Annotated in this window: 15 protein-coding genes; 6 read left to right on the forward strand and 9 right to left on the reverse strand. The window is 67.7% G+C overall.

Features of this window, described 5'->3' with window-relative positions; genetic code table 11:
• Positions 1-142: 142 nt before the first annotated feature.
• Complete coding sequence (locus DIE21_RS12390; RefSeq protein ID WP_124498054.1) at positions 143-1,432, forward strand: nitrous oxide reductase family maturation protein NosD; 1,290 nt, start codon at positions 143-145, stop codon at positions 1,430-1,432.
• Positions 1,433-1,500: 68 nt separating this feature from the next.
• Here the strand turns inward: DIE21_RS12390 and DIE21_RS12395 are convergent, their stop codons facing one another.
• Together DIE21_RS12395 and DIE21_RS12400 are read right to left on the reverse strand one after the other, a co-directional pair.
• Positions 1,501-3,117 (reverse strand): mannose-1-phosphate guanylyltransferase/mannose-6-phosphate isomerase, encoded by a 1,617-nt coding sequence (locus tag DIE21_RS12395; RefSeq protein ID WP_124497984.1) that lies wholly within the window; start codon positions 3,115-3,117, stop codon positions 1,501-1,503.
• Positions 3,114-3,698: a drug:proton antiporter gene (locus DIE21_RS12400; RefSeq protein ID WP_124498055.1), complete on the reverse strand. Its 585-nt coding sequence runs from the start codon at positions 3,696-3,698 to the stop codon at positions 3,114-3,116. Before DIE21_RS12400 ends, DIE21_RS12395 begins: the two co-directional genes overlap by 4 nt.
• 1,273 nt (positions 3,699-4,971) lie before the next feature.
• Here DIE21_RS12400 and DIE21_RS12405 point away from each other — a divergent pair.
• Positions 4,972-6,363 (forward strand): sigma-54 dependent transcriptional regulator, encoded by a 1,392-nt coding sequence (locus DIE21_RS12405; RefSeq protein WP_185642763.1) that lies wholly within the window; start codon positions 4,972-4,974, stop codon positions 6,361-6,363.
• Positions 6,364-6,408: 45 nt separating this feature from the next.
• On the opposite strand, the gene DIE21_RS12410 is transcribed toward DIE21_RS12405, so the two are convergent.
• The 6 genes from DIE21_RS12410 to DIE21_RS12435 all read right to left on the reverse strand — a co-directional run bounded on the left by DIE21_RS12410 (position 6,409) and on the right by DIE21_RS12435 (position 13,306).
• Positions 6,409-8,883 carry a glycosyl hydrolase 2 galactose-binding domain-containing protein gene (locus tag DIE21_RS12410; protein ID WP_124497985.1) on the reverse strand — a complete coding sequence of 825 codons (2,475 nt, stop codon included), beginning with the start codon at positions 8,881-8,883 and terminating at the stop codon, positions 6,409-6,411.
• Positions 8,880-9,935, reverse strand: a complete 1,056-nt coding sequence (locus DIE21_RS12415) for a DUF1839 family protein (RefSeq protein WP_124497986.1) — start codon at positions 9,933-9,935, stop codon at positions 8,880-8,882. The genes DIE21_RS12410 and DIE21_RS12415 overlap by 4 nt, the downstream gene beginning before the upstream one ends.
• Positions 9,932-10,912 carry an amino acid--[acyl-carrier-protein] ligase gene (locus tag DIE21_RS12420; protein ID WP_124497987.1) on the reverse strand — a complete coding sequence of 327 codons (981 nt, stop codon included), beginning with the start codon at positions 10,910-10,912 and terminating at the stop codon, positions 9,932-9,934. Before DIE21_RS12420 ends, DIE21_RS12415 begins: the two co-directional genes overlap by 4 nt.
• Positions 10,909-12,105: an acyl-CoA dehydrogenase family protein gene (locus DIE21_RS12425; protein ID WP_124497988.1), complete on the reverse strand. Its 1,197-nt coding sequence runs from the start codon at positions 12,103-12,105 to the stop codon at positions 10,909-10,911. The genes DIE21_RS12420 and DIE21_RS12425 overlap by 4 nt, the downstream gene beginning before the upstream one ends.
• A complete protein-coding gene (locus DIE21_RS12430) occupies positions 12,102-12,353 on the reverse strand; it encodes an acyl carrier protein (protein WP_057928325.1) in 252 nt (83 codons plus the stop codon). The genes DIE21_RS12425 and DIE21_RS12430 overlap by 4 nt, the downstream gene beginning before the upstream one ends.
• Before the next feature lie 170 nt (positions 12,354-12,523).
• Positions 12,524-13,306 carry a Crp/Fnr family transcriptional regulator gene (locus tag DIE21_RS12435; RefSeq protein ID WP_185642764.1) on the reverse strand — a complete coding sequence of 261 codons (783 nt, stop codon included), beginning with the start codon at positions 13,304-13,306 and terminating at the stop codon, positions 12,524-12,526.
• 918 nt (positions 13,307-14,224) lie between these two features.
• Here DIE21_RS12435 and DIE21_RS12440 point away from each other — a divergent pair.
• Positions 14,225-15,007, forward strand: coding sequence for a Crp/Fnr family transcriptional regulator (locus tag DIE21_RS12440; protein WP_124497990.1), 783 nt, complete (start codon positions 14,225-14,227; stop codon positions 15,005-15,007).
• Between the two features lie 32 nt (positions 15,008-15,039).
• On the forward strand, positions 15,040-16,425 hold the full coding sequence (locus DIE21_RS12445; protein ID WP_124498057.1) for an undecaprenyl-phosphate glucose phosphotransferase: 1,386 nt from the start codon (positions 15,040-15,042) through the stop codon (positions 16,423-16,425).
• Positions 16,426-16,507: 82 nt separating this feature from the next.
• Here DIE21_RS12445 and DIE21_RS37190 read toward each other — a convergent pair whose 3' ends face one another.
• Positions 16,508-16,681 carry a hypothetical protein gene (locus tag DIE21_RS37190; protein ID WP_185640638.1) on the reverse strand — a complete coding sequence of 58 codons (174 nt, stop codon included), beginning with the start codon at positions 16,679-16,681 and terminating at the stop codon, positions 16,508-16,510.
• A gap of 340 nt (positions 16,682-17,021) precedes the next feature.
• Between DIE21_RS37190 and DIE21_RS38150 the strand changes: the two genes are divergently transcribed.
• Both DIE21_RS38150 and polX read left to right on the forward strand, forming a co-directional pair.
• Entirely contained in the window at positions 17,022-17,414 is a 393-nt protein-coding gene (locus DIE21_RS38150) for a TraR/DksA family transcriptional regulator (protein WP_124497991.1), read from the forward strand.
• A 167-nt stretch (positions 17,415-17,581) separates the two neighbouring features.
• On the forward strand, positions 17,582-19,339 hold the full coding sequence (gene polX / locus DIE21_RS12455; RefSeq protein ID WP_124497992.1) for a DNA polymerase/3'-5' exonuclease PolX: 1,758 nt from the start codon (positions 17,582-17,584) through the stop codon (positions 19,337-19,339).
• Positions 19,340-19,344 lie beyond the last annotated feature (5 nt).

Below are 19,344 nucleotides of genomic sequence, written 5' to 3' on the forward strand. Positions count from 1 at the left end.
ACACCCACCGGATCGAATGATCCAATCGAGCGTATCGCGTCGTCCGCTTCCGCGGTGTCGCGGGTGGGAAACCCGGCCGGCACGCGGCGATTCGCGGGCGCAGGCCGACGCGCGTGACGTCATTCCAGGGAAACGATTCGATATGCGTAGATCGCAATGCCTGTTCCGCGCGTGCGCGGTGATCGCCGGCATCTGCATGGCAGGCGGGCTGGCGTGGCCGGAGGGTGCCGCGGCAGCATCCGGTGCGCGTGCGCCCGGCGCGCTTCATGCGAATGTGCCGGACGCGTACGTGCGTCCCGCCGCGGACGCGTCCGATCAGGCCGACATGCTGCAACATGCGCTGGACGCGTTGCAGCCGGGCCAGCGACTGGTATTCGCGCCGGGGCGGTACGTGGTCGGCCGTTCGCTGGTCGTGCGGCAGCCGGATGTGGTGTTGTCAGGCTACGGCGCGACGCTGATCGCGACCACCCCGGACGACCAGACGATCGAGATGCGCGGCATCGGTACGACGCTCGCCGGCTTCCGGCTCGCGGGCACCGGCACGACGCGTCTCACGACGCCGGCGTCGACGAAGGTCGAAGTGACGGGGCGCGGTGTGCAGGTGCTCGACAACGTGATCGACGGCGGCGCCGGCGCCGGCGTGTTCGTGTTCGGCGGCTCGGCCGTCGCGATCGTCGGCAACGAGGTGCTGTCGACGCTGGCGGACGGCATTCACATGACGCACGGCTCGCACGACGTGCTCGTTCAGGGCAATGTCGTGCGCGGCACGGGCGACGACATGATCGCCGTCGTGAGCTACCGGTCCGAGGGCGTGCTGACACGCAACGTGCTGATTACCGGCAATTCGCTGGAAGGCAATCCATGGGGACGAGGCATCACGGTGGTCGGCGGCGCGGACGTCACCATCTCGAACAACATCGTGCGCAACGTGCAGGTCAGCTCCGGGATTCTCGTCGCCCAGGAGGACAGCAACGGGACCTACGGAGCGTCCGACATCCGCATCGAGAACAACGTGATCGCGGATATCCAGACCGCGACGGGGCGGACCGATTCGCGTCCGCTCACGCAGCAGGCAGCGATCGAGATCAGCACATGGTCGGGTTCGGTGGCACGCGTGACCGTAATCGGCAACCGCGTGTCGCATGCGCGATTCGACGGCATTCGCTTGTGGGGGAACGTATCCGGCGTGCGGCTCACGGATAACGCGTTGTCGGGCATCGGGGGCATGCCGGTGCGGGTCGGCCCCGGCAAGGAATGCGCGAGCGGCGGGCCGTCACGGCCATCGGCGGCCCAGGCGAAAGGGGCGACGTGTGCGGCGGCGTATCGGTCGACGGCGACCGGGGCCGATGCGGCCGGCGCGGATTCGTCTTTGCTGCCGCGCGTGCGGGACGCCGTCAGGCAGGCGCGCTGGTCGCAGGGAGGCATCGATTGACCCGGTGCCGGATAGGCCGCGCGGCGAGCGCGAAATGCGGCGAGCGCGCCGGCGCGATCCGTACACACCTATCGAACGGCGTCGCGTTCGGCCGCTTCCTCCTGCGGTTCGCCCGGCTCGCCCGATGAGCGCGGTGCAAGCGGCGTCAGCTGTGCTGCCGCCGGCCTCGGTCGCGACTGCGCGGTCTCGGCGACCGGCCGTCCATACTGATCGTCGAACCGCACGATATCGTCCTCGCCGAGATACTCGCCCGACTGCACCTCGATGATCTCGAGCGGAATCCGGCCGGGATTCTCGAGACGGTGGACCTCGCCGACGGCGATGTAGGTCGATTCGTTTTCGCTGAGCAGGAAGGTCTCGTCGCCGCGCGTGACCTTCGCGGTGCCGCGCACGACGATCCAGTGTTCGGCGCGGTGATAGTGCATCTGCAGCGACAGCCGTTTGCCGGGTTCGACGACGATCCGCTTCACCTGGAACCGCTCGCCGAGATCGATCGAATCGTAGTGCCCCCACGGCCGCTGCACCTTGCGGTGCTCGCTCGCCTGCGGGCGCCGCTCGGTCTTCAGGCGCGCGACGATGTTCTTCACACGCTGCACGTCGTGCTTGTTCGCGACCAGCACCGCGTCGGGCGTCTCGATCACCACGACGTCCTTCATTCCGACGCACGCAATCAGCCGGCCTTCCGAGCGCACGAGACTGTTCTGCGTGCCCTCGAACATGATCGGGCCGCGCGCGACGTTACCCTGATCGTCCTTCGGCATGATTTCCCAGATCGCATCCCAGGTGCCGACGTCCGACCAGCCTGCCGAAAGCGGCACCACGATGCCTTCGATGCCGAGTTCGGGGTTCTCCGCGAGGCGTTCCATCACCGCGCAGTCGATCGAGTCGGACGGGCAGGCGTCGAAGGCCGCCGCGTCGATTCGAAAGAACGGATCCTCGGCGATGCCCGCGCGCCAAGCCGCGTCGCAGGCCGCATGGATGTCGGGCGCGAGCGCGCGGATCGCCTGCAGCCAGGTCGAGGCACGCGTGACGAAAATCCCGCTGTTCCACCAGTAGTCGCCCGAATGCAGGTAGCGCTCGGCGAGCGCGGCGTTCGGCTTCTCGACGAAGCGCCCGATCGTGTAGCCGCCTTGTCCGCCAAGGCGACCGGTGCGCGGTTCGCCCACCTGGATATAGCCGTAGCCGGTTTCCGCGCGGCGCGGCAGCACGCCGAGCGTGACGATCGCGCCTTCCTGCGCGTAGCGTGCCGCGCGCCCGATCGCTTCCTGGAATGCGCCGACGTCGCCGATCACGTGATCGGCCGGCATGACCGCGAGGACGGGATCGTCGGCGAGCACACTGGCGTCGAGCGCCGCGAGCGTCAGCGCAGGCGCCGTATTGCGCGCGGCCGGTTCGAGCAGGATGCGCGCGGGCGCCGCGCGCCCGAGCACCTGCACGGCGCTCATGATGCGATGCTGTTCGCCGCATACCAGCAGCAGCGTGTCGCCGAGCGACGCGTTCGCGATGCCGTTCAGGCGGCGCGCGGTCGCCGACAGCGGCGACTCGTTCGAGGTCAGCTCGATCAGTTGCTTCGGATACTGCTCGCGCGACAGCGGCCAGAGCCGCGTGCCCGAACCGCCGGCGAGAATGACGGGCAGGATGCAGGGCAGATCGGGTTCGGGAACCGGGCGAAGGGTGGTGGTCATCGATTGGCTCCGGTATCGGCGGACAGCCGGTTATGAGCACGGCCGTCGATGCGCGCGTCCTCGTTTCGCGACCGCGATGCCGAGACGGTCCGCGACAGCAGCTGACGCAGCGCGCCGGCGCTGCGGTCCACCGGCCGCACGAGACCGACGAACGGTGCACCCTGTTCGAGATAGGGTCCGTAGGCCTTGCGGAATCCGAAGCGTTTGTAGAATGCCTGGCGCTGGGCAGGAACGTGCGTGCGCACCGCCACGTCGGGCCATGCGGCCTGAGCGGCCGTGATCGCGCGCTGCATCAGCTGCTCGAGGGTGGAGTCGTCGCGACATGCCTCGCGCGTGAGCACCTTGTCGATCACGACGTCCGGATCCGCGTCGTCGCCGGGCAGCACGCGCGCATAGGCGACGACTTCGGTCGTGTCGCCCGTGCGCATGCGCGCGAACACGTGCAGCGCGTGCGCATCCTTGCCGTCGATGTCGAGATGCGTGTGCGCATCCTCGACCACCAGCACCGCGTTGCGCGAACGCAGGATTGCATAGAGATCGACGGCGCTCAGATGTTCGAATTCACAACAATGCCATTCCATGATGCGGTCCTCGTGTGAAGCCTTCAGCAAGCCGAGCCGCACGAACGCGTTCGTGCGGTGCGGCGCGGCGATGTCCATGATGCGGATGCGGCGCGCGCCGGTCTGTTCGAAAGCGTACTCACACACCCGCTTCGCGCGGGCCCGGCGCGGGCTGTGCGACGCGGCCGCATGCCGCGAGCGGGGCAATGTGCGGTAGCACACACTGACCGTCGGGAGGCTTTTCCATAATTGAACCGTCGCGACGGCCTGCTGCGAAACCCGCAGCACCGGCCGTCGGCATCGAACGCGCTTGAAGAACCGAGGGGCTGTACTTGAATATTGCGATCGTTCACGACGGGCAGGTCGTGCTTCGCGGTGCCTGGCGCACGCACTTCATTCGGACACCGTCGTTCCGGCACGCGCATACTTGCATTGGTGCGTCGGCAACGACAGCGCGTACGTACCGTGCGCGGGGGGCATGCTGCATTGCGGCGGGAGGCGGACAACGCGGCCGCTTTCGCGGCGATCGGCGATGCTTCGCCACTGCGCGGAATCCGTGATCGGCCGGCCCGGCCAGGCGCGGCGACGCCTGGGCGCGGGGCAGTACGGCCGGACGCTTCGTTACGACGTTGTAACGAACGCGCGCGGCTCGCCTGCGTTCGATGTGTCATGCTGGTGTCGCACGAGGCTCGCGATTACCGACGCAGGAAATACGCTGTGCGGATTTTTCATGCGATTTCGGCGCGAATCGCGAGCAATGGGCGGCACCGATCTTGCAGAAAAGTAGTATTTGCCACTGATTGACGGGAATGGTCGTAGATAATCAAATCTGAGTCGCTAAACGCGTGCCGCGCCGGCGGGCGGCAGCGTAACCGGCTGAATCGATGTTTATCGTTTGGTAACAAGGCCATCTCGATACGGGGTGTAAATTCAGGAGCGGACGAAATGAGGCAGCCATTCCGAACGCGGGTTGGCAGCCATCCGGTTCAGCATCGAGCGCGGCTGTCGTGTACGACGCGACGCACATGCGGACGGAATTCCCGTTTGCCGACGTGCCCCGCCTGACGGCGCGTCGCATCAAAGCCGGAACGTCGTGGCTCCCGCAGCCGCGCGTTCCCTTCGAGTTCGATGACAACGAGGCCGGATGACATCCGGCTCGACCTCCGGGGGCTCTCGCCGTGTGCAGTTTCGATCTTCGCCAAAGCTGCGGAAACGCAGCGCGGACCGGCGGCCATGCGCCGCCGCCCGCAGCGCACGCGAACGGTTCGCGGAGTGGAGAAAGTGATGGTTCGTTATGAATATGCCAATAACGCGCGATAAGAGCGCCGGCGGGGGGAAGAATACCGGGCAGCGTCCCCTGATTTACTGGACCGAGTCGCCGTCCGTCATGCTTCGCAAGGAACTCGCGCGACGCGACTGGAAAGTGACGATCGTCGCGCAGGCAAGCGATCTGCGCGACACCTCCGGCGAAGTCACCTGTGGCATCCTCGACCTGAGCGGCGGCCATGCCGACGCGATCGGCAGCATCGCGTCCACCTGCGCGTCGATGCGCGACGTCGTGTGGGTCGCGCTCGTCGAGACCGGTCAGACCGCCTCCCCGAACGTGCGTGCGCTATTGCGCGACTATTGCTTCGACTACATCACGTTGCCCGCGTCGCATCAGCGCGTCGCCGATACGGTCGGCCATGCGTACGGGATGGAATGCCTGTTCGCGCGCGATCGCGAACGCCTCGAATCGCAGGAGAACGGCATCGTCGGCACCTGCAGCGCGATGCTGCGGCTGTTCGATACGGTGCGGCGTTTCGCGCGCACGGACGCACCGGTGTTCGTGTTCGGCGAGACGGGAACCGGCAAGGAACTGACGGCCGTCGCGATCCATCGTCATTCGGAACGGCGCAACGGCCCGTTCGTCGCGGTCAACTGCGGAGCGATCCCGTCACACCTGCTGCAATCGGAACTCTTCGGCTACGAGCGCGGCGCGTTTACCGGCGCGAACGCGCGCAAGATCGGCTATGTCGAAGCCGCGAACGGCGGCACGCTGCTGCTCGATGAAATCGGCGACCTGCCACACGAGAGCCAGGCGAGCCTGCTGCGCTTCCTGCAGGAGCGCGCGATTCACCGGCTCGGCGGCAGCGATCCGGTGCCGGTCGACGTGCGGATCGTCTCCGCGACGCACGTCGACCTGCGCGAAGCGATGGAAGAGGGGCGGTTTCGCGCGGATCTGTTCCATCGCCTTTGCGTGATGCGCATCGACCAGCCGCCGCTGCGTGCGCGCGGCAAGGACATCGAATTGCTCGCGCATCACATGCTCGAACGCTTTCGCGGCGACGCGCGCCATCGCGTGCGCGGCTTCTCGACGGATGCGATCACGGCGCTCTACAAGCACGACTGGCCGGGCAATGTCCGCGAACTGATCAACCGTGTGCGGCGCGCGGTCGTGATGACCGAAGGGCGCCTGATCACCGCGCAGGATCTCGAGCTCGAATACTGTCTCGACGCCGCGTCGCCGTCCGTCGCCGACATCCGCAAGTCGATCGAGCGCGAAGCGATCGAAACCGCGCTGCTGCGCACCCGCGGACGCGTCGCCGCTTCCGCGCGCGAGCTCGGCGTGTCGCGGGCGACGCTCTATCGCTGGATGGAAGCGTACGGAATCGAGCGGCCGCGCGGCACGGGATCGTCGGACTGACGTGCGCGGCGCGGCCGCGCGACCGCAGGTTCGGCCCCGCTCGTGTCAGCCGGCCGGCGCCGCGCGCACGGTTCGCGCGGCATTGACCGCGCGGATCTCGACGCTCGGCGGCACGCCGGCGGTCCGATGGCCGCCGGTATCGTCGAGCGGCACGAGCGCGACGCGTGCCGGCGTGCCGGGCGCGAGATCGAACCAGTCGTCGCACGGCACGAAGCCCGGCGCGTCGATCTGCACGTGACGTGCGACGTGGCGCGTGTCGATGTCGACGTGCCACGTGTCATCGGTGCGCGACACGCATGCCTCGATGCCGGGCTCGCGGCGTGCGAACACGGCCGGATGCGTGCGGGACGGGAAGTAGAAGGCCTGCGACAGCAGCGTGCCGTCGTCGGCGCGCAGCGTCGCGACGACGGTGTCGTGCTCGCAGGGGCCGAAGCGATACGCATAGGTCCAGTCGAAGAAGCGGCCGAGCAATTCGGCCGAGCCGAGCCGCACCGTGTCGTGCGCGGCAATCCGGACGGGCCCGCCGGCGCGTGCGACCGGCGTGCGGCCGTCGCGCAGCGCGACCAGCTCGACGGCCGCCGGCAGCGGCGCCGGCCGCTCGTTGATCACGTGCACGTCGAGGCCGTTCAGCCCTTCGTCGACGAGCAGGACCTGCACCGGCTGAAGCACCTGGCGCAGCGCATACCACGCCGATTTCGGCCGATGCGTCGCATCGAGCAGGCCCCATCCGGCGCCCGCCATCACGTCCTGGAACTGCCAGACGAGCGCTCCCGCGCAGCGCGAGCCGGTGCGCCGCCATTCGGAAAACGTGTCCCGCATCAGGTCCGCGATCGCCGCGCGCGACAGCTCGAAGTAGCGCGACGGATCCTCGCGCCGCAAGCGATCGGGCACCACGTCGTACAGCGTCTGCAGATAGTGATCGCGAATATCGTCGAAATCCCACGATGTGCCGGGGTCGCGCGGCACGGCCGCCTTCCAGCGCGGCTCATGAACGCCCGGCCAGCCGAGGCTCGCGAGCATCGCATCGCATGGCACGTTCGCGAACGCGAGGCATTCGCTCGCGAAGCGCACGTCGGCGCGACGCGCGTCGTCGAGCGGGCGCAGGTATGCACCGACACCGTAGTAGTGCGACACGCGCTCGCGCGGCATGAACGGCAGCGCGCCGCCGTCGGGCGAGTCGGGGACGTAAAGCGCGTCGGGCCGCCGTGCCGCCGCATGGCCGGCGAGGCGCTCGGCGCTCAGTTCGAGGAAGCGTTGTTTCGGCCCGAGGCCCGACATCGTGGCCTGCTGCGCGATCTCGCTGCCGCCGCACAGCACCGCGAGCGACGGCGACGCGCGGTGGCGCGTGAGAAACTGTTCGGCTTCGCGATCGACGGCCTGCGCGAACGCGCGATCGTCGAGCGCGTAGTCGAAGTTCGCGAACATGAGGTCCTGCCAGACCAGCAGCCCGAGCCGGTCGCACCACGCGTGGAATGCGTCGGCCTCGTAGGTCATCGTGCCGCCGATGCGAATCATGTTGAAACCGGCGTCGCGCGCGAGCCCGAGCAAATGGCCATAGGTCGCGTCGTCCGCGTGCAGCGCGAGCGGCGCGGCGCTGCTCCAGCATGCGCCGCGCGCGAACACGCGCACGCCGTTCACACGCAGCCCGAACCCGTTGCCGTCGTCGCCCGCGTCCTGCTCGATCGTGCGGAAGCCCGTCGCGCCGAGCGGCATTCGTTCGGCGCCGATATGCAGCGCGACGTCGTAGAGCACCGGTTCGCCGTGCGTGTGTGGCCACCAGCGGCGCACGTCGGGCACCGCGACAGTTGCATGCAGCCGATCGGCGCCGCGGCGCTCGAGCGTCGCGTGATGTTCGCCGCACGACAGCCGGGCCGCGAACGCGTCGGGCAGCGGCGCGGCGAACGCGAGGTCCGCATCGAGCCAGCCGGTGTCGCCGTCGATGCGCGCATGCAGGTCGCAATGGACGAGAATCGGGCCGTCGGCCGGATCGAGCACGTCGACGGGCCGCCATGGTCCGGTCGGCACGCAGCGCGGAAACCAGCCGGGCATGTGCCCGAGCAGCGACGTCCGAACGGTGCGCAGCGTCGCCGGTTCGGCCAGTCGCGTGCGCCAGCGTGCACGGCGCGGTGCGCGTGCATCGCGCAGGTGCGGCGCGAGGGCGTGGAAGCAGAGGGTGAGCCGGTGCGTGCCGTCGAGCGGCACGGGCACGTCGTGCGCGACGAACATGCTGTCCGAGCGGAGGATCGGCGTGTCGTCGAGCCATGCTTCGGCGAGCGTCGCGAGCCCGTGAAAGCGCAGTATGCGCGGCCCGTGCCCGCGCAGTTCGACGCGATACCAGTGGTCGCGCTCGTCGAGCGATGCCGTATCGTCCGGCTGGCCGGCCAGCGCCAGCGCTTGGGCGACCGTGCCGGGGACAGGGGCGGCGATCCAGCCGTCGGCGGGGAGTTCGAGCGGCCCGCGCACGGCGCCCGCGGCCGTCGCGAGCATCGACCACGCAAGCGCCGTGCTCGCGCGTGTCACCGCATCACCGGCACGGCGGCCGCGTCGATGCGAACGGGCACCGCATGCTGCAACGGCAGGGCGATCTGCCGCGCGCAGTCGATCAGGTCGGTGTAAGCCGCTTCGATCGCGTCCAGCGTCGCGTCGCCGCGTTCTTCCTTGCCGCGCGCGCAGGCCCGCGCGAGCCGGAATTCCAGCACCATCGCCTCGGATGCAATGCGGTCGCAGGCGGCGCGAATCTCCGCGAACGGCCCGACGCAGCCGCTTGCCTGCAGCCAGCGCGCGTAATGGCCGAACAGTTCGAAGTTCGCGCCGAGTTGCCGCACCGAATTGAACGAGTAGGCATGGAAGCGTTCGAGCGGCGCATCGGCGAGCGACTTTGCGTCGCTCTGCAAGCGGCGCCGGAACGCCGAGACCGGATTGACGACCGGCAGGCGGTGCAAGTGGCGCTGCAGCGACGCGAGCGACACGTCGCGCAGCGTGCGCTCGTCGAGCGGCGCGAAACGCCGCTTCGCGCATTCGACGTACGGCGGCAGCGACATCGGCGAGCAGTCGCCGACGAGGCCGTTGTAGTCGAAATCCTCGGCCACGTAATAGCCGCTGTTGTGGAAGTAGCCGATCTGACGGCGCGTGCGATCGATCGAGTCGATGCCGATCGTCGTCTTCGTATGCTGCGTGCGGTAGCTGCTGCCGCGCGTGTCGGGCAGGAACCACGCGTCGACCTCGACGATCATCAGGTGACCGCGCGCGACTTGCGTCTCGATGTGCTGGTCGAGCGGTTCGTAGATCGAGTGCTCCTGCACGACGATGCCGTAGAGCCGCTCCAGCTCGTCGTGCGGAAACTTGAAGAACGTGAACTGGTCGCCCTCGAAATCGAGCGCGATCGTAAACGGCAGCGCCGCGTACGGATTGAGACCCCACCACCGGAGCACCTCGAGCCACATGTCGACGTAGCAGTTGGTCTGTTTCCAGACCATCTCGTGACTGTGCAGCGGGTGCGGCCGGTAGTGGCGTGCGCGGTGGCGCACGTCCTCGAACGACGCGTCCTCGCCGTCGCGGGACACGAATTTCATCGCGTCCCCCACAGCACGTCGCGGACTTCAACCGGCCATGCGTCGAGGTCGAAGCCGTGATGACGGAACAGCGCGAGCGTCAGCCGCTCGAGACCGAAGCCGACGCAACCCGTGTGCGCGACGTCGCCCGTTGCGGTGCGGATGTCCCACAGCAGCCCGAAGTGATCCATGTGATAGTTGAAGCTCAGGCATGCGGTCTGGCGGTCGTCGTGCTCGATCGGGATCAGCAGCTCGAACTTCAGGTTCTGCTCGCGCTGGCTGTTCGCGACGATCTTGCCGCCGCGCCCGAAGAACGGATCGTTGGCGAGATCGATCGCGTTCGGCAGGCGCAGCGCCTCGATCATCCGCGTGCCGCGCTCCATCCACGTCGCGCGGAACGCGACGATCTGCTCGGGCGTGCCGATCCGGATGTACTCGCGCATCCGGAACAGCTGCATGCGGGTCGGGTCGAGCGACGGCTCGTGGCGGAAGCAGTACGAGAACACGTCGACGATGCGGCCGTCGTCGGGCAGCGCACCCGCGCGCGCGACGACCGGATAGACCGGGTAGCAGGCGGCCGGCGTCATGACGACGTAGGTCGGCTTCTGGTCTTCGGTCCAGTCCTCGCCGCGATCGAGGCACTGCAACAGGCGCTGGTGCCGTCGTTCGTCGCCGCGGAACGCATGCACGCTGCCCGCGAGTTGCGGGAAGCTCTTCATGTATTCGCTGCGCTCGAATTCGGTGCGGCTCATCGCCGGCGGAAAGCGCAGCACTTCGGCCTGCTGGTCGGCGCCGAGACGCGTGACGAAGGCGTCGAGCGCTTCGACGACGCGCTCGAACCGCTCGCTGCGGCCGAACAGGCCCTGGATGCCGGTCGACACGAGCAGGCCCGCATCGATCAACTCGTCGCGCAGCGGATTGACGCCTGCGCGGTCGAGCGGCGCGTCGGACGGAGTGGCAGCGGAAGCGGCGGAGGGCACGGAGAGGCGGTCGTTCACGAATGTTTCTCCAGCGTCGCGGGACGCAGTGCGAGCAGCAGGCTCGAGGTATTGGCGGCAATGCGGTCGTTGCTGATCATCAGCGGCGCCGCGTGCAGGTCGCGAAGGTGGCGGCCGATGCTGAACGGCGTGCCGTGCTTGTAGCCGGCCATCCCGCAGATCATCATTGCCTGTTGCACGACCTCGAGAGCCGTCGACGACACATAGGTCTTCAGCGTGTTGATCTCGGCGGCCCAGGCCATGCCGCCCGACCACGAGCGGGTAGACGCGCTTGAATAGAGGCGCAGCACGTTGTCGACGCGCGCCTGCATCGCCTGCATCAGCGCAAGCGATTCGGCGATGCGCCGCGACGCGGGCGACGGAGCGCCGTCGGTCTGGCGCGCCTGCGCGCGGAAGAACTGGTGCGCGCGATGGAACGCGTCGCCGGCCACCCCGATCCATACCGCCGCCCACAGGATGTGCGAAACCGGCACCATCGTCTGCTCGGCGATCTGCGCGAAGGGCACGGGCAGGCATTGGACGGTCGCGCCCTGTGCGTCGAGCATGAATCCGTTGCTGCACGTGCCGCGCATGCCGAGCGTGTCCCATTCGCCGCGGCGCGTGAGCGTATAGCCGTCGCGCAGCAGCGTGACGAGCACCTGTTCGGACGCCGGCGCGTCGGCATCGCGCCGCGCGGTCGCGAGGATGCCGTCCGCGTAATCGCCGTACGAGATCGTCGGCGCGGATTTGTGCAGCCGGAATTCGCCGCCGCTGGTCTCGAGCGCGCACTGGCTCGCGCGCAGGTTGCCGCCGACGCCGTCCTCCGACGTCGCCGACGCGAGCAGCCATTGATGGCGCACGAGCTGCTGGAGGAACAGCTTGTGCCAGCCCTGGTCGGCCGCGTGGTTGGCGATACAGGCGACCTGGATCTGGTGCATCGCGAACACCATCGCCGACGATGCGCAGGCCTGGCCGAGGATCGAGCATGCCGATGCGATGTCGGCCAACGACGCGCCCGCACCGCCGAGCTGGGTGGGGACCATCGCGCTCAACAGGCGGCGTGCGCGCATGGCCTCGATCGCCTCGACGGGGCAGCGCGCGTCACGATCGACGGCGTCCGCGTGCTGGGCGGCGATTTGCGCGACCGCATGCGCGGCCTCGTCGAGCCGGCGTGCTTCGTCGTCGGCCGCGAGTTCCGGAAGCAGCGCGCTCATGCCGAATGCTCGGAGCGTTGCAGGGTCGCGATCGTGTCCGCGAGTGCGTCGATGCTGCGGAACAGATTGCGGTTGAGCATCTCGTCGGGAATCTCGATGTTGAACTGCTTCTCGATCGCGAGCATCAACTGGATCGTGTCGAGCGAGGAGAGGCCCGCTTCGTAGAGGTCGTCCCCGTCACCGATCGAATCGATCGCGGCTTCGAGGTGGGCGACGTGCTTGAGGATGGTTCTGATGTCGTTTTTCACGTGCTGCTCCGGCGTGCGTGTGGTGTCGTCCGCACGGGCGGACGCGCGCAGCGCGCTGGCATCCCCCCGGCAGTCCGGCATCAGTAGACCATTCGCACGCACGGCGTTCTGTTCGCCACCCTACAATCGGCTGACTCGGATCGCACGCGTCAGCCGACATGCCGTTCGCATCACGCGCGCGCCGCGGCCGCCACGCCCGAGTCGGCCGACAGGATGCGCCTTATCTCGTCGCGCACGATCGCGCGGCAGCCGCACGACAGTTTCTCGAGGCCGGCCAGATCGGCGAGCACGATCGAACTCCGGTACTGGCGGATCAGGCCGAGCTTCTGGATCTCCCCGGCTGCGTCCGTGACCGTCTCGCGCCGCACGCCGAGCATCTGCGCGAGCATGCTGTGGGTGACCTGGATCTCGATGCTGCGCGTCCGGTCGTACGCGAGCAGGAACCATCTGCATAACTGATGTTTGAGTACATGATGGCGGCTGCAGAACGTGATCTGCGATACCTGGGCCATCAGCAGCCGCACGCAGACGAACACGAGATGGCGGATCACCGGCGACGCGTCGAACGCGGCGGCGAAGATTCGCCGGTCGAGCCGGTAGACGAAGCCGTCGCGGCATGCGACGGCGCGGCACGGCATCCGGCCGCTGCCGCCGATCACGTCGTCGCACACGACGCTCTCGCTGCCGATTTCAGCAACTTCGAGCGTCATGCCGCCGGACGACACGTATTGCAGCGAAATCGCCGTCGTGACGGGCAGATAGACCGCGGCGAGCATTTCACCGGGCTCGCACAACACCTGGCCCGATTTCAGGTGAACGAGTTGAAGGTTGGCAATCAGCGTGGCGCGTTCGTCGCGGTCGAGGGCCGCGAGAAACCGGTTGGCGTCGAAGCTGTGGGAAAGCTCGATCATGCCGTTCGCGTGGGCGATGGCGTCATTGGCCTGGTGAGTCACGGCGCATCCTCGTAGGGGGGCGATCGCACATCGCGCGGCGGCATCCACGGGGATTTGGCACGCGCGTGCGGACTTGTGTTCGTCGGAATTCGAATTCCGATGGCGGGAAAAGGCTAGCACGCAACTGAATTCGATAAATTGCGTATTACGTAATTTCACAAAGTTTGACGATTCAGCGTAAATTAAATCGTTATATGGATTTGAAGTTTCTGTTTTCGTGAGCTAATCGCCTTGAGACGGATTGATGGATGGGGCGTGAATTGGTGTTGATCGTGAATTAATCCGGTGAGCGGCGCGAATCGTACAATGAAAAATCATGGATGCATTGAACATTATTTGACAATCGATGATTGTTTTTAATTTTTCGTCAATGAAATCATGGTCTTATCTGCGATTTGTGTGATGTATTACAAATCCGTTAATTGGTGGATCGATTCAAGATTGAGACAGTTTCAAACGGCCAGTAGGGGCGCGGTGCTCTGCCCGGGTGTCGCGATGAGACATCGCGGAAACAATTGAAAACACGCCGTAAGTATTTGAACGATAAGCTCCCGCGCGCCGCTGCCGGCGCTACTGCGTGCACCGTGGTCATTGATCAGTCGAATCGCGTGTTGTGTCCGCGACGGCGGTGGGTGTCCGGAAATGAGACGCTTTTTGCGACTTGTTGCCGGCTATTCGGGCGTTCTAAATCGCGAGTCATTTATATATTAAGGATGGAGCGGGTATTGGCACGTAAATCGCTTATTCGGACGGGCGTGTCGAGACGGGACTGCCGATTCGATCCGGCGGCGCGAAGCCGCAGGTCGATTGGATCGAGGGTTGTGGGCCGCAACCCGTGCCGCCGTCCGGGCGCGCATCGCGATAACGAGTTCCGCTGGCGCGGCTGCATGCGGCGCGGACGATAAAAGGGATACAGACATGCTTCATCTTCACTCGAGCTTCTCGGCGAATGCCATTCTTGATGCCCTCCCGGAGGACAGCATCCGTGCCATTGCACCGCACCTCGAGCTGGTCAGGATCAAGGCCGGCATGCTCGACCGGGTCGGGGAACCGATGCGCCACCTGCATTTCCCGACGACCGCCATGATGTCGGTGCAGCACCTGATGGAGGACGGGGCGATGGTCGAGATCGCGGTGGTCGGCCGCGAAGGCGTGGTCGGCCTGGCGACGCTCGTCGGCGGCACCGCGGTGTCGAACCGCGTCGAAGTCCGCATCGGCGGGATGGCCTATCGCGTGCCGACCTGCGTGATGCGCTCGGAATTCGAACGTTCGCCGGCGACGTATCGCCTGCTGCTGAACTACTGTCAGGCGACGATGGCGCAGATTTCGCGCAGCGCACTGTGCAACCGGCATCATTCGGTCAGCGAGCAATTGAGCCGCTGGCTGCTGCTCGCGCACGACCGGATCGACGGCGATGAACTGGCCGTCACGCAGCAGACGATCGCGAACATGCTCGGCGTGCGTCGCGAAGGCGTGACGGAGGCGGCCGGCAATCTGCAGGAGGCCGGGTTGATCCGGCAGCGTCGTGGCCGCATCACCGTGCTCGACCGCGATGGCCTGGAGCGTCAGGCATGCGAGTGCTACGAGCTGATTCGCGCGGACTATCGCCGGCTGCTCGGCTCGCGAGCCGGCGCGCGATCGCTGCCGGTGCGGCCGCGCATGCAGGACATGCACGGCGGATTCCCCGTGCACGGTGCGTGACGATGCATGCGAGGGCGGGTGGAATGAATGCGATGCGGCGTGCCGCGATCGCCACGGCCGATGTTGCGCTCGTGCTGGCGGGGACCCTCGCCGCACAAGCTGCGATGGGGCTTGCGTGGCGTGATCTGTCGGATGCGCAGCGCGGCGCGATTGCATTGCTGTGCGTGCTGACCGTCGCGCTGTTGCCGCGCACCGTGCGCGTGCCGCGCGTCGCGGCGTCACCGCATGGCAGCGGCGCCGTGCTGACGCGCACGGTGCTTGCCGTCGTGTGCGCGGGCACGCTGACGCTGGTCGGCACGATGTGGATCATGAACCGCGGCGGCACCGTCACGACGCGCTGGATCGCGCGGACGGTGCTGTCCGGTGACGCGGCGCTGCTGCTCGGCAGGCTGGCGCTATGCGCGCTGGCGATGAAGCGCGGCGATCCGCGCGCGCGGCAGCGGCGGGTCGCGGTCGTCGGCGCGACCGCTTATGGACGCGTGGCGATCGAGCGAATGCAGCTCGAGCCGGCCGGACCGTTCGCGGCGGCCTGCGTGTTCGACGACGATGCGCCGGCCGCGGCGGACGGGATCGGCGGCGTGCCGGTGATCGACGAATGGGGCGCGCTGCGGCGCATGATCCGCGCCGGCGAGATCGACGAAGTGTGGCTCACGCTGCCGATGTCGCACGAGTCGCGCATCCAGCGCATCGTGCGCGAACTGCGCGACGAGTTCGTCGAACTGCGGCTGTTGCCGGACGTGCGGCAGATGGCAGTCGTCGAGCGTTCCGCGACCGATGTGCTCGGCATGCCGGCCATCAACCTCGCGACCACGCCGCGCTCCGCGCCGGAATGGTGGGCAAAGTTCGCGTTCGACCGGCTGTTCGCGGTCGCCGTGCTGATCCCGTTGCTGCCGCTGCTCGCGGTGCTGGCGATCGCGGTGAAGGTGTCGTCGCCGGGGCCCGTATTGTTCAGGCAGCGCCGCAAGGGGGCCGACGGGCGCGAATTCCATATCCTCAAGTTCCGGACGATGCGCGTGCATCGCGCACAGCCCGGTGTCGTGCGGCAGGCCTCGCGCAACGATGCGCGCATCACGCCGGTCGGCGCGTTCCTGCGGCGCACGTCGCTCGACGAGCTGCCGCAATTCTTCAACGTGCTGTTCGGCCAGATGTCGGTGGTCGGCCCGCGTCCGCACGCGATCGAACACGATGACTTCTACCGGCAACTGATCGACTGCTACATGTATCGCTATCGCGTGCGGCCGGGGATCACCGGATGGGCGCAGGTTAACGGCTATCGCGGCGAGACGCGCAAGGTCGAGGCGATGGCCGCACGCGTGAAGTTCGACCTGTTCTACATGCAGAACTGGAGCTTCTGGTTCGACATGCAGATCATCATGATGACGGTCGTGCGCGGCTTCGTCGGACGCAATGCGTTTTAATGAAGAGGATTGCGAAGTATTCCGGGTAAGATTTCTCGCCCTCGATGCGACGTGCACTTCGACCGCGAACCACAAGCCGAACTCAGCTGTCCGCCGGCGGCTGCCCGGCCGCCGGCAACGCAGCGGGCGAGACAGCGGGGTGGGTGTCGGGTGCGGCTTGCGCGCTCGACGGCTGGATGGCGTGCTGGATCGTCGGCACGACCATCGTCGGGAACAGGGCCGCAAGGGCCACCCAGATGACGACGCCGAACAACATGACGTTCTCCCGGAAAGCCGCGGGTTCGCCGCGCATGCTTTCAATCTATGACGCAACTTTTTTCAGGGGATTGATCGACCTCAAGGCCGCTGCGTCTGACGAATGCGGCCGCGCAGGTTTTCGCGTCGGTCCCCGGTTTTCGCGCGCACGGCGGGTGCTGAAGCCGGCCAACACATGCGTGTGCATTGAGGTTATGCTGCGTCGAATGCGTCCGGCGCTTCGTGCGGCCGGGCGCGTATCCGGGCGCGGCGAGCCAGGCATGCCGGCCCGCCGTGCACCGGCGCGACAACCGCGCGCCGCATGCCTCATTGCGCGGAACCCGGAAAAAGGAGAGACGGCGATGGCGCTCGACCAAGAGCAACGGCAGACGCTGCAGCGGCGGCTGACCGAGAGCGAGCAGGCGTTGCGGGCGGATATCCGGACGACCGAGGACCAGCGCGCTTCGGAGTCCTATGCCGAACTCGCCGGCGCGGCGCCTGACGAGGGCGACGAGGCGAATGCCGATCTGTTCGTCGACATGGATCATGCATTGATCGGGCTGAAGCTGGCCGAGTTGCGCGCGATCGGGCGCGCGCAGCAGCGCATGCGCGACGGCAGCTACGGCGAGTGCATCGATTGCGATGCGCCGGTCGGCTACGAGCGCCTGCTCGCGCGGCCGGCCGCCGAGCGCTGCACGCATTGCCAGTCGGTGTACGAGCGTCGCTACGCGACGCCGCCGCGCGCATCGCTCTGACGTCGGGGCCGGGGGCGCGCAACCCGCGGGGCCCGCGCAGCGCGACACGGACAATCGGCGCAGGATGACCAACGTGCGCCCGCCGCCGTCGACATGCGGCGCCGGGCGGGCAGACGCCTGCGCGCCAGCGCATGGCGCCATCCACGTGGAAGGGAGCCACGCCGATCATGCCGATCCACAATGCCCAGTGCGCGGCCGTGTTCGCGGAAATCGCCGACATGCTCGAGATCCAGGGCGCGAATCCGTTCCGGATACGCGCCTATCGCAACGCGGCGCGTACGATTGCCGACTACGGGCGCGACATTCCGGCGATGATCGCGAACGGCGGCGATCCGGGCCAGATTCCATCGATCGGCGCCGATCTCGCGGCGAAGCTGCGCGAGATCGCCGCGACCGGCACCTGCGAACTGCAGCAAACGCTGCGCCATGCATTGCCGGGCGCGATCGTCGAACTGCTCGACGTGCCGGGGCTCGGCGCGAAACGCGTGAAGGCACTGCATGACGCATTGCACGTCGACTCGCTCGAACAGCTGCGCGCCGAAGCAAAGAGCGGGCACGTGCGCGCGCTGCCGGGCTTCGGCGCGAAGACCGAAGCGCATCTGCTCGACGCGATCGACGACCGCCTGCAACGCGAGCCGCAGCGCTTCCTGCTGCCCGATGCCGCGCAATCGCTGACGCCGCTGCTCGAGCGGCTGCGCAAGGTGGCCGGCGTGGGCGAAGCGGTGCCGGCCGGTAGTTTTCGCCGCTGCCGCGAGACGGTCGGCGATCTCGACATCCTCGTGACCGCGCGCGATCCGGCCGCGGTGGCCGACGCATTCGTCGGCTGCAGCGAAGTCGCGCGCGTGCTCGCGAACGGCAAGACGCGTTCGAGCGTCGTGCTCGGCAACGGGCTGCAGGTCGACCTGCGCGTCGTCGACGCCGACGCGTTCGGCGCGGCGCTCGTCTATTTCACGGGATCGAAGGCGCACAACATCGCGCTGCGCCGGATCGCGCAGGCCGGCGGGCTGAAGATCAACGAATACGGCGTGTTCCGCGGCGACGAGCGCATCGCGGGCGCGACGGAGGCCTCCGTCTACGAGGCGATCGGCCTTCACTGGGTGCCGCCCGAACTGCGCGAGGACCGTGGCGAGATCGATGCGTCGCGCGGCGGCACGCTGCCGGCGCTGGTCGAACGCAAGCACGTTCATGGCGACCTGCACGCGCATGCCGACGCGTTGGCCGGGCGCGACGGCCTGCGTGCGATGGCGGACGCGGCCCGTGCGCGCGGGCTCGCCTATCTGGCCGTCACGGACCGCGCGCAGGATGCCGGCGGCGGCCGCGCCGACTGCGGCTGGCTCGTGCGGCAGATCGACGAGATCGACCGCCTCAACGCGTCGTTCGATGACTTCGTGCTGCTGAAGGGCGTCGAGGCCGGCATTCGCGGGGACGGCAGCCTCGATGTGCCCGACGACGTGCTCGGTCGGCTCGACCTCGTCGTCGGCGCGGTGCGCGACGGCTTCGACCTGCCGTGCGACGCGCAGACCGAGCGGATCCTGCGCGCGATCGATCATCCGTATTTCACGATCCTCGCGCATCCGACCGGCCGGCTGCTCGGCGAACGCGACGCATGCGAACTCGACGTGCCGCGCGTGCTCGCCGCGGCCGCCGCGCGCCACTGCTTCGTCGAACTCGACGGCGACCCGCGGCGGCTCGATCTGCCGGACGTGTGGTGTCGCGAGGCGGCGAAAGCCGGCGTCGCGGTCGCGATCGGCTCGGACGCGCGGTGCGCGGACGATCTCGACAACCTCGGATACGGTATCGGCCAGGCGCGGCGCGGCTGGCTCACCCGGCACGACGTGCTCAACACGCGCACGCTCGCGCAACTGCGGCCGCTGCTGGCGCGCACGATGGGTGCGAGCGCCGCGTCGAAGCGCGGCCGCCCGTAGGGTGA

Source organism: Burkholderia sp. Bp9140, from assembly GCF_003853425.1.
In the GTDB taxonomy this organism is placed as follows: domain Bacteria; phylum Pseudomonadota; class Gammaproteobacteria; order Burkholderiales; family Burkholderiaceae; genus Burkholderia.

What these genes read in the sequence shown, in the direction of transcription:
- DIE21_RS12390 (WP_124498054.1), top strand. Translation starts at nt 143, where the DNA reads ATGCGTAGATCGCAATGCCTGTTCCGCGCGTGCGCGGTGATCGCCGGC.
- DIE21_RS12395 (WP_124497984.1), bottom strand. Translation starts at nt 3,117, where the DNA reads ATGACCACCACCCTTCGCCCGGTTCCCGAACCCGATCTGCCCTGCATC.
- DIE21_RS12400 (WP_124498055.1), bottom strand. Translation starts at nt 3,698, where the DNA reads ATGGAATGGCATTGTTGTGAATTCGAACATCTGAGCGCCGTCGATCTC.
- DIE21_RS12405 (WP_185642763.1), top strand. Translation starts at nt 4,972, where the DNA reads ATGAATATGCCAATAACGCGCGATAAGAGCGCCGGCGGGGGGAAGAAT.
- DIE21_RS12415 (WP_124497986.1), bottom strand. Translation starts at nt 9,935, where the DNA reads ATGAAATTCGTGTCCCGCGACGGCGAGGACGCGTCGTTCGAGGACGTG.
- DIE21_RS12425 (WP_124497988.1), bottom strand. Translation starts at nt 12,105, where the DNA reads ATGAGCGCGCTGCTTCCGGAACTCGCGGCCGACGACGAAGCACGCCGG.
- DIE21_RS12440 (WP_124497990.1), top strand. Translation starts at nt 14,225, where the DNA reads ATGCTTCATCTTCACTCGAGCTTCTCGGCGAATGCCATTCTTGATGCC.
- DIE21_RS12445 (WP_124498057.1), top strand. Translation starts at nt 15,040, where the DNA reads ATGCGGCGTGCCGCGATCGCCACGGCCGATGTTGCGCTCGTGCTGGCG.
- DIE21_RS37190 (WP_185640638.1), bottom strand. Translation starts at nt 16,681, where the DNA reads ATGTTGTTCGGCGTCGTCATCTGGGTGGCCCTTGCGGCCCTGTTCCCG.
- DIE21_RS38150 (WP_124497991.1), top strand. Translation starts at nt 17,022, where the DNA reads ATGGCGCTCGACCAAGAGCAACGGCAGACGCTGCAGCGGCGGCTGACC.
- polX (WP_124497992.1), top strand. Translation starts at nt 17,582, where the DNA reads ATGCCGATCCACAATGCCCAGTGCGCGGCCGTGTTCGCGGAAATCGCC.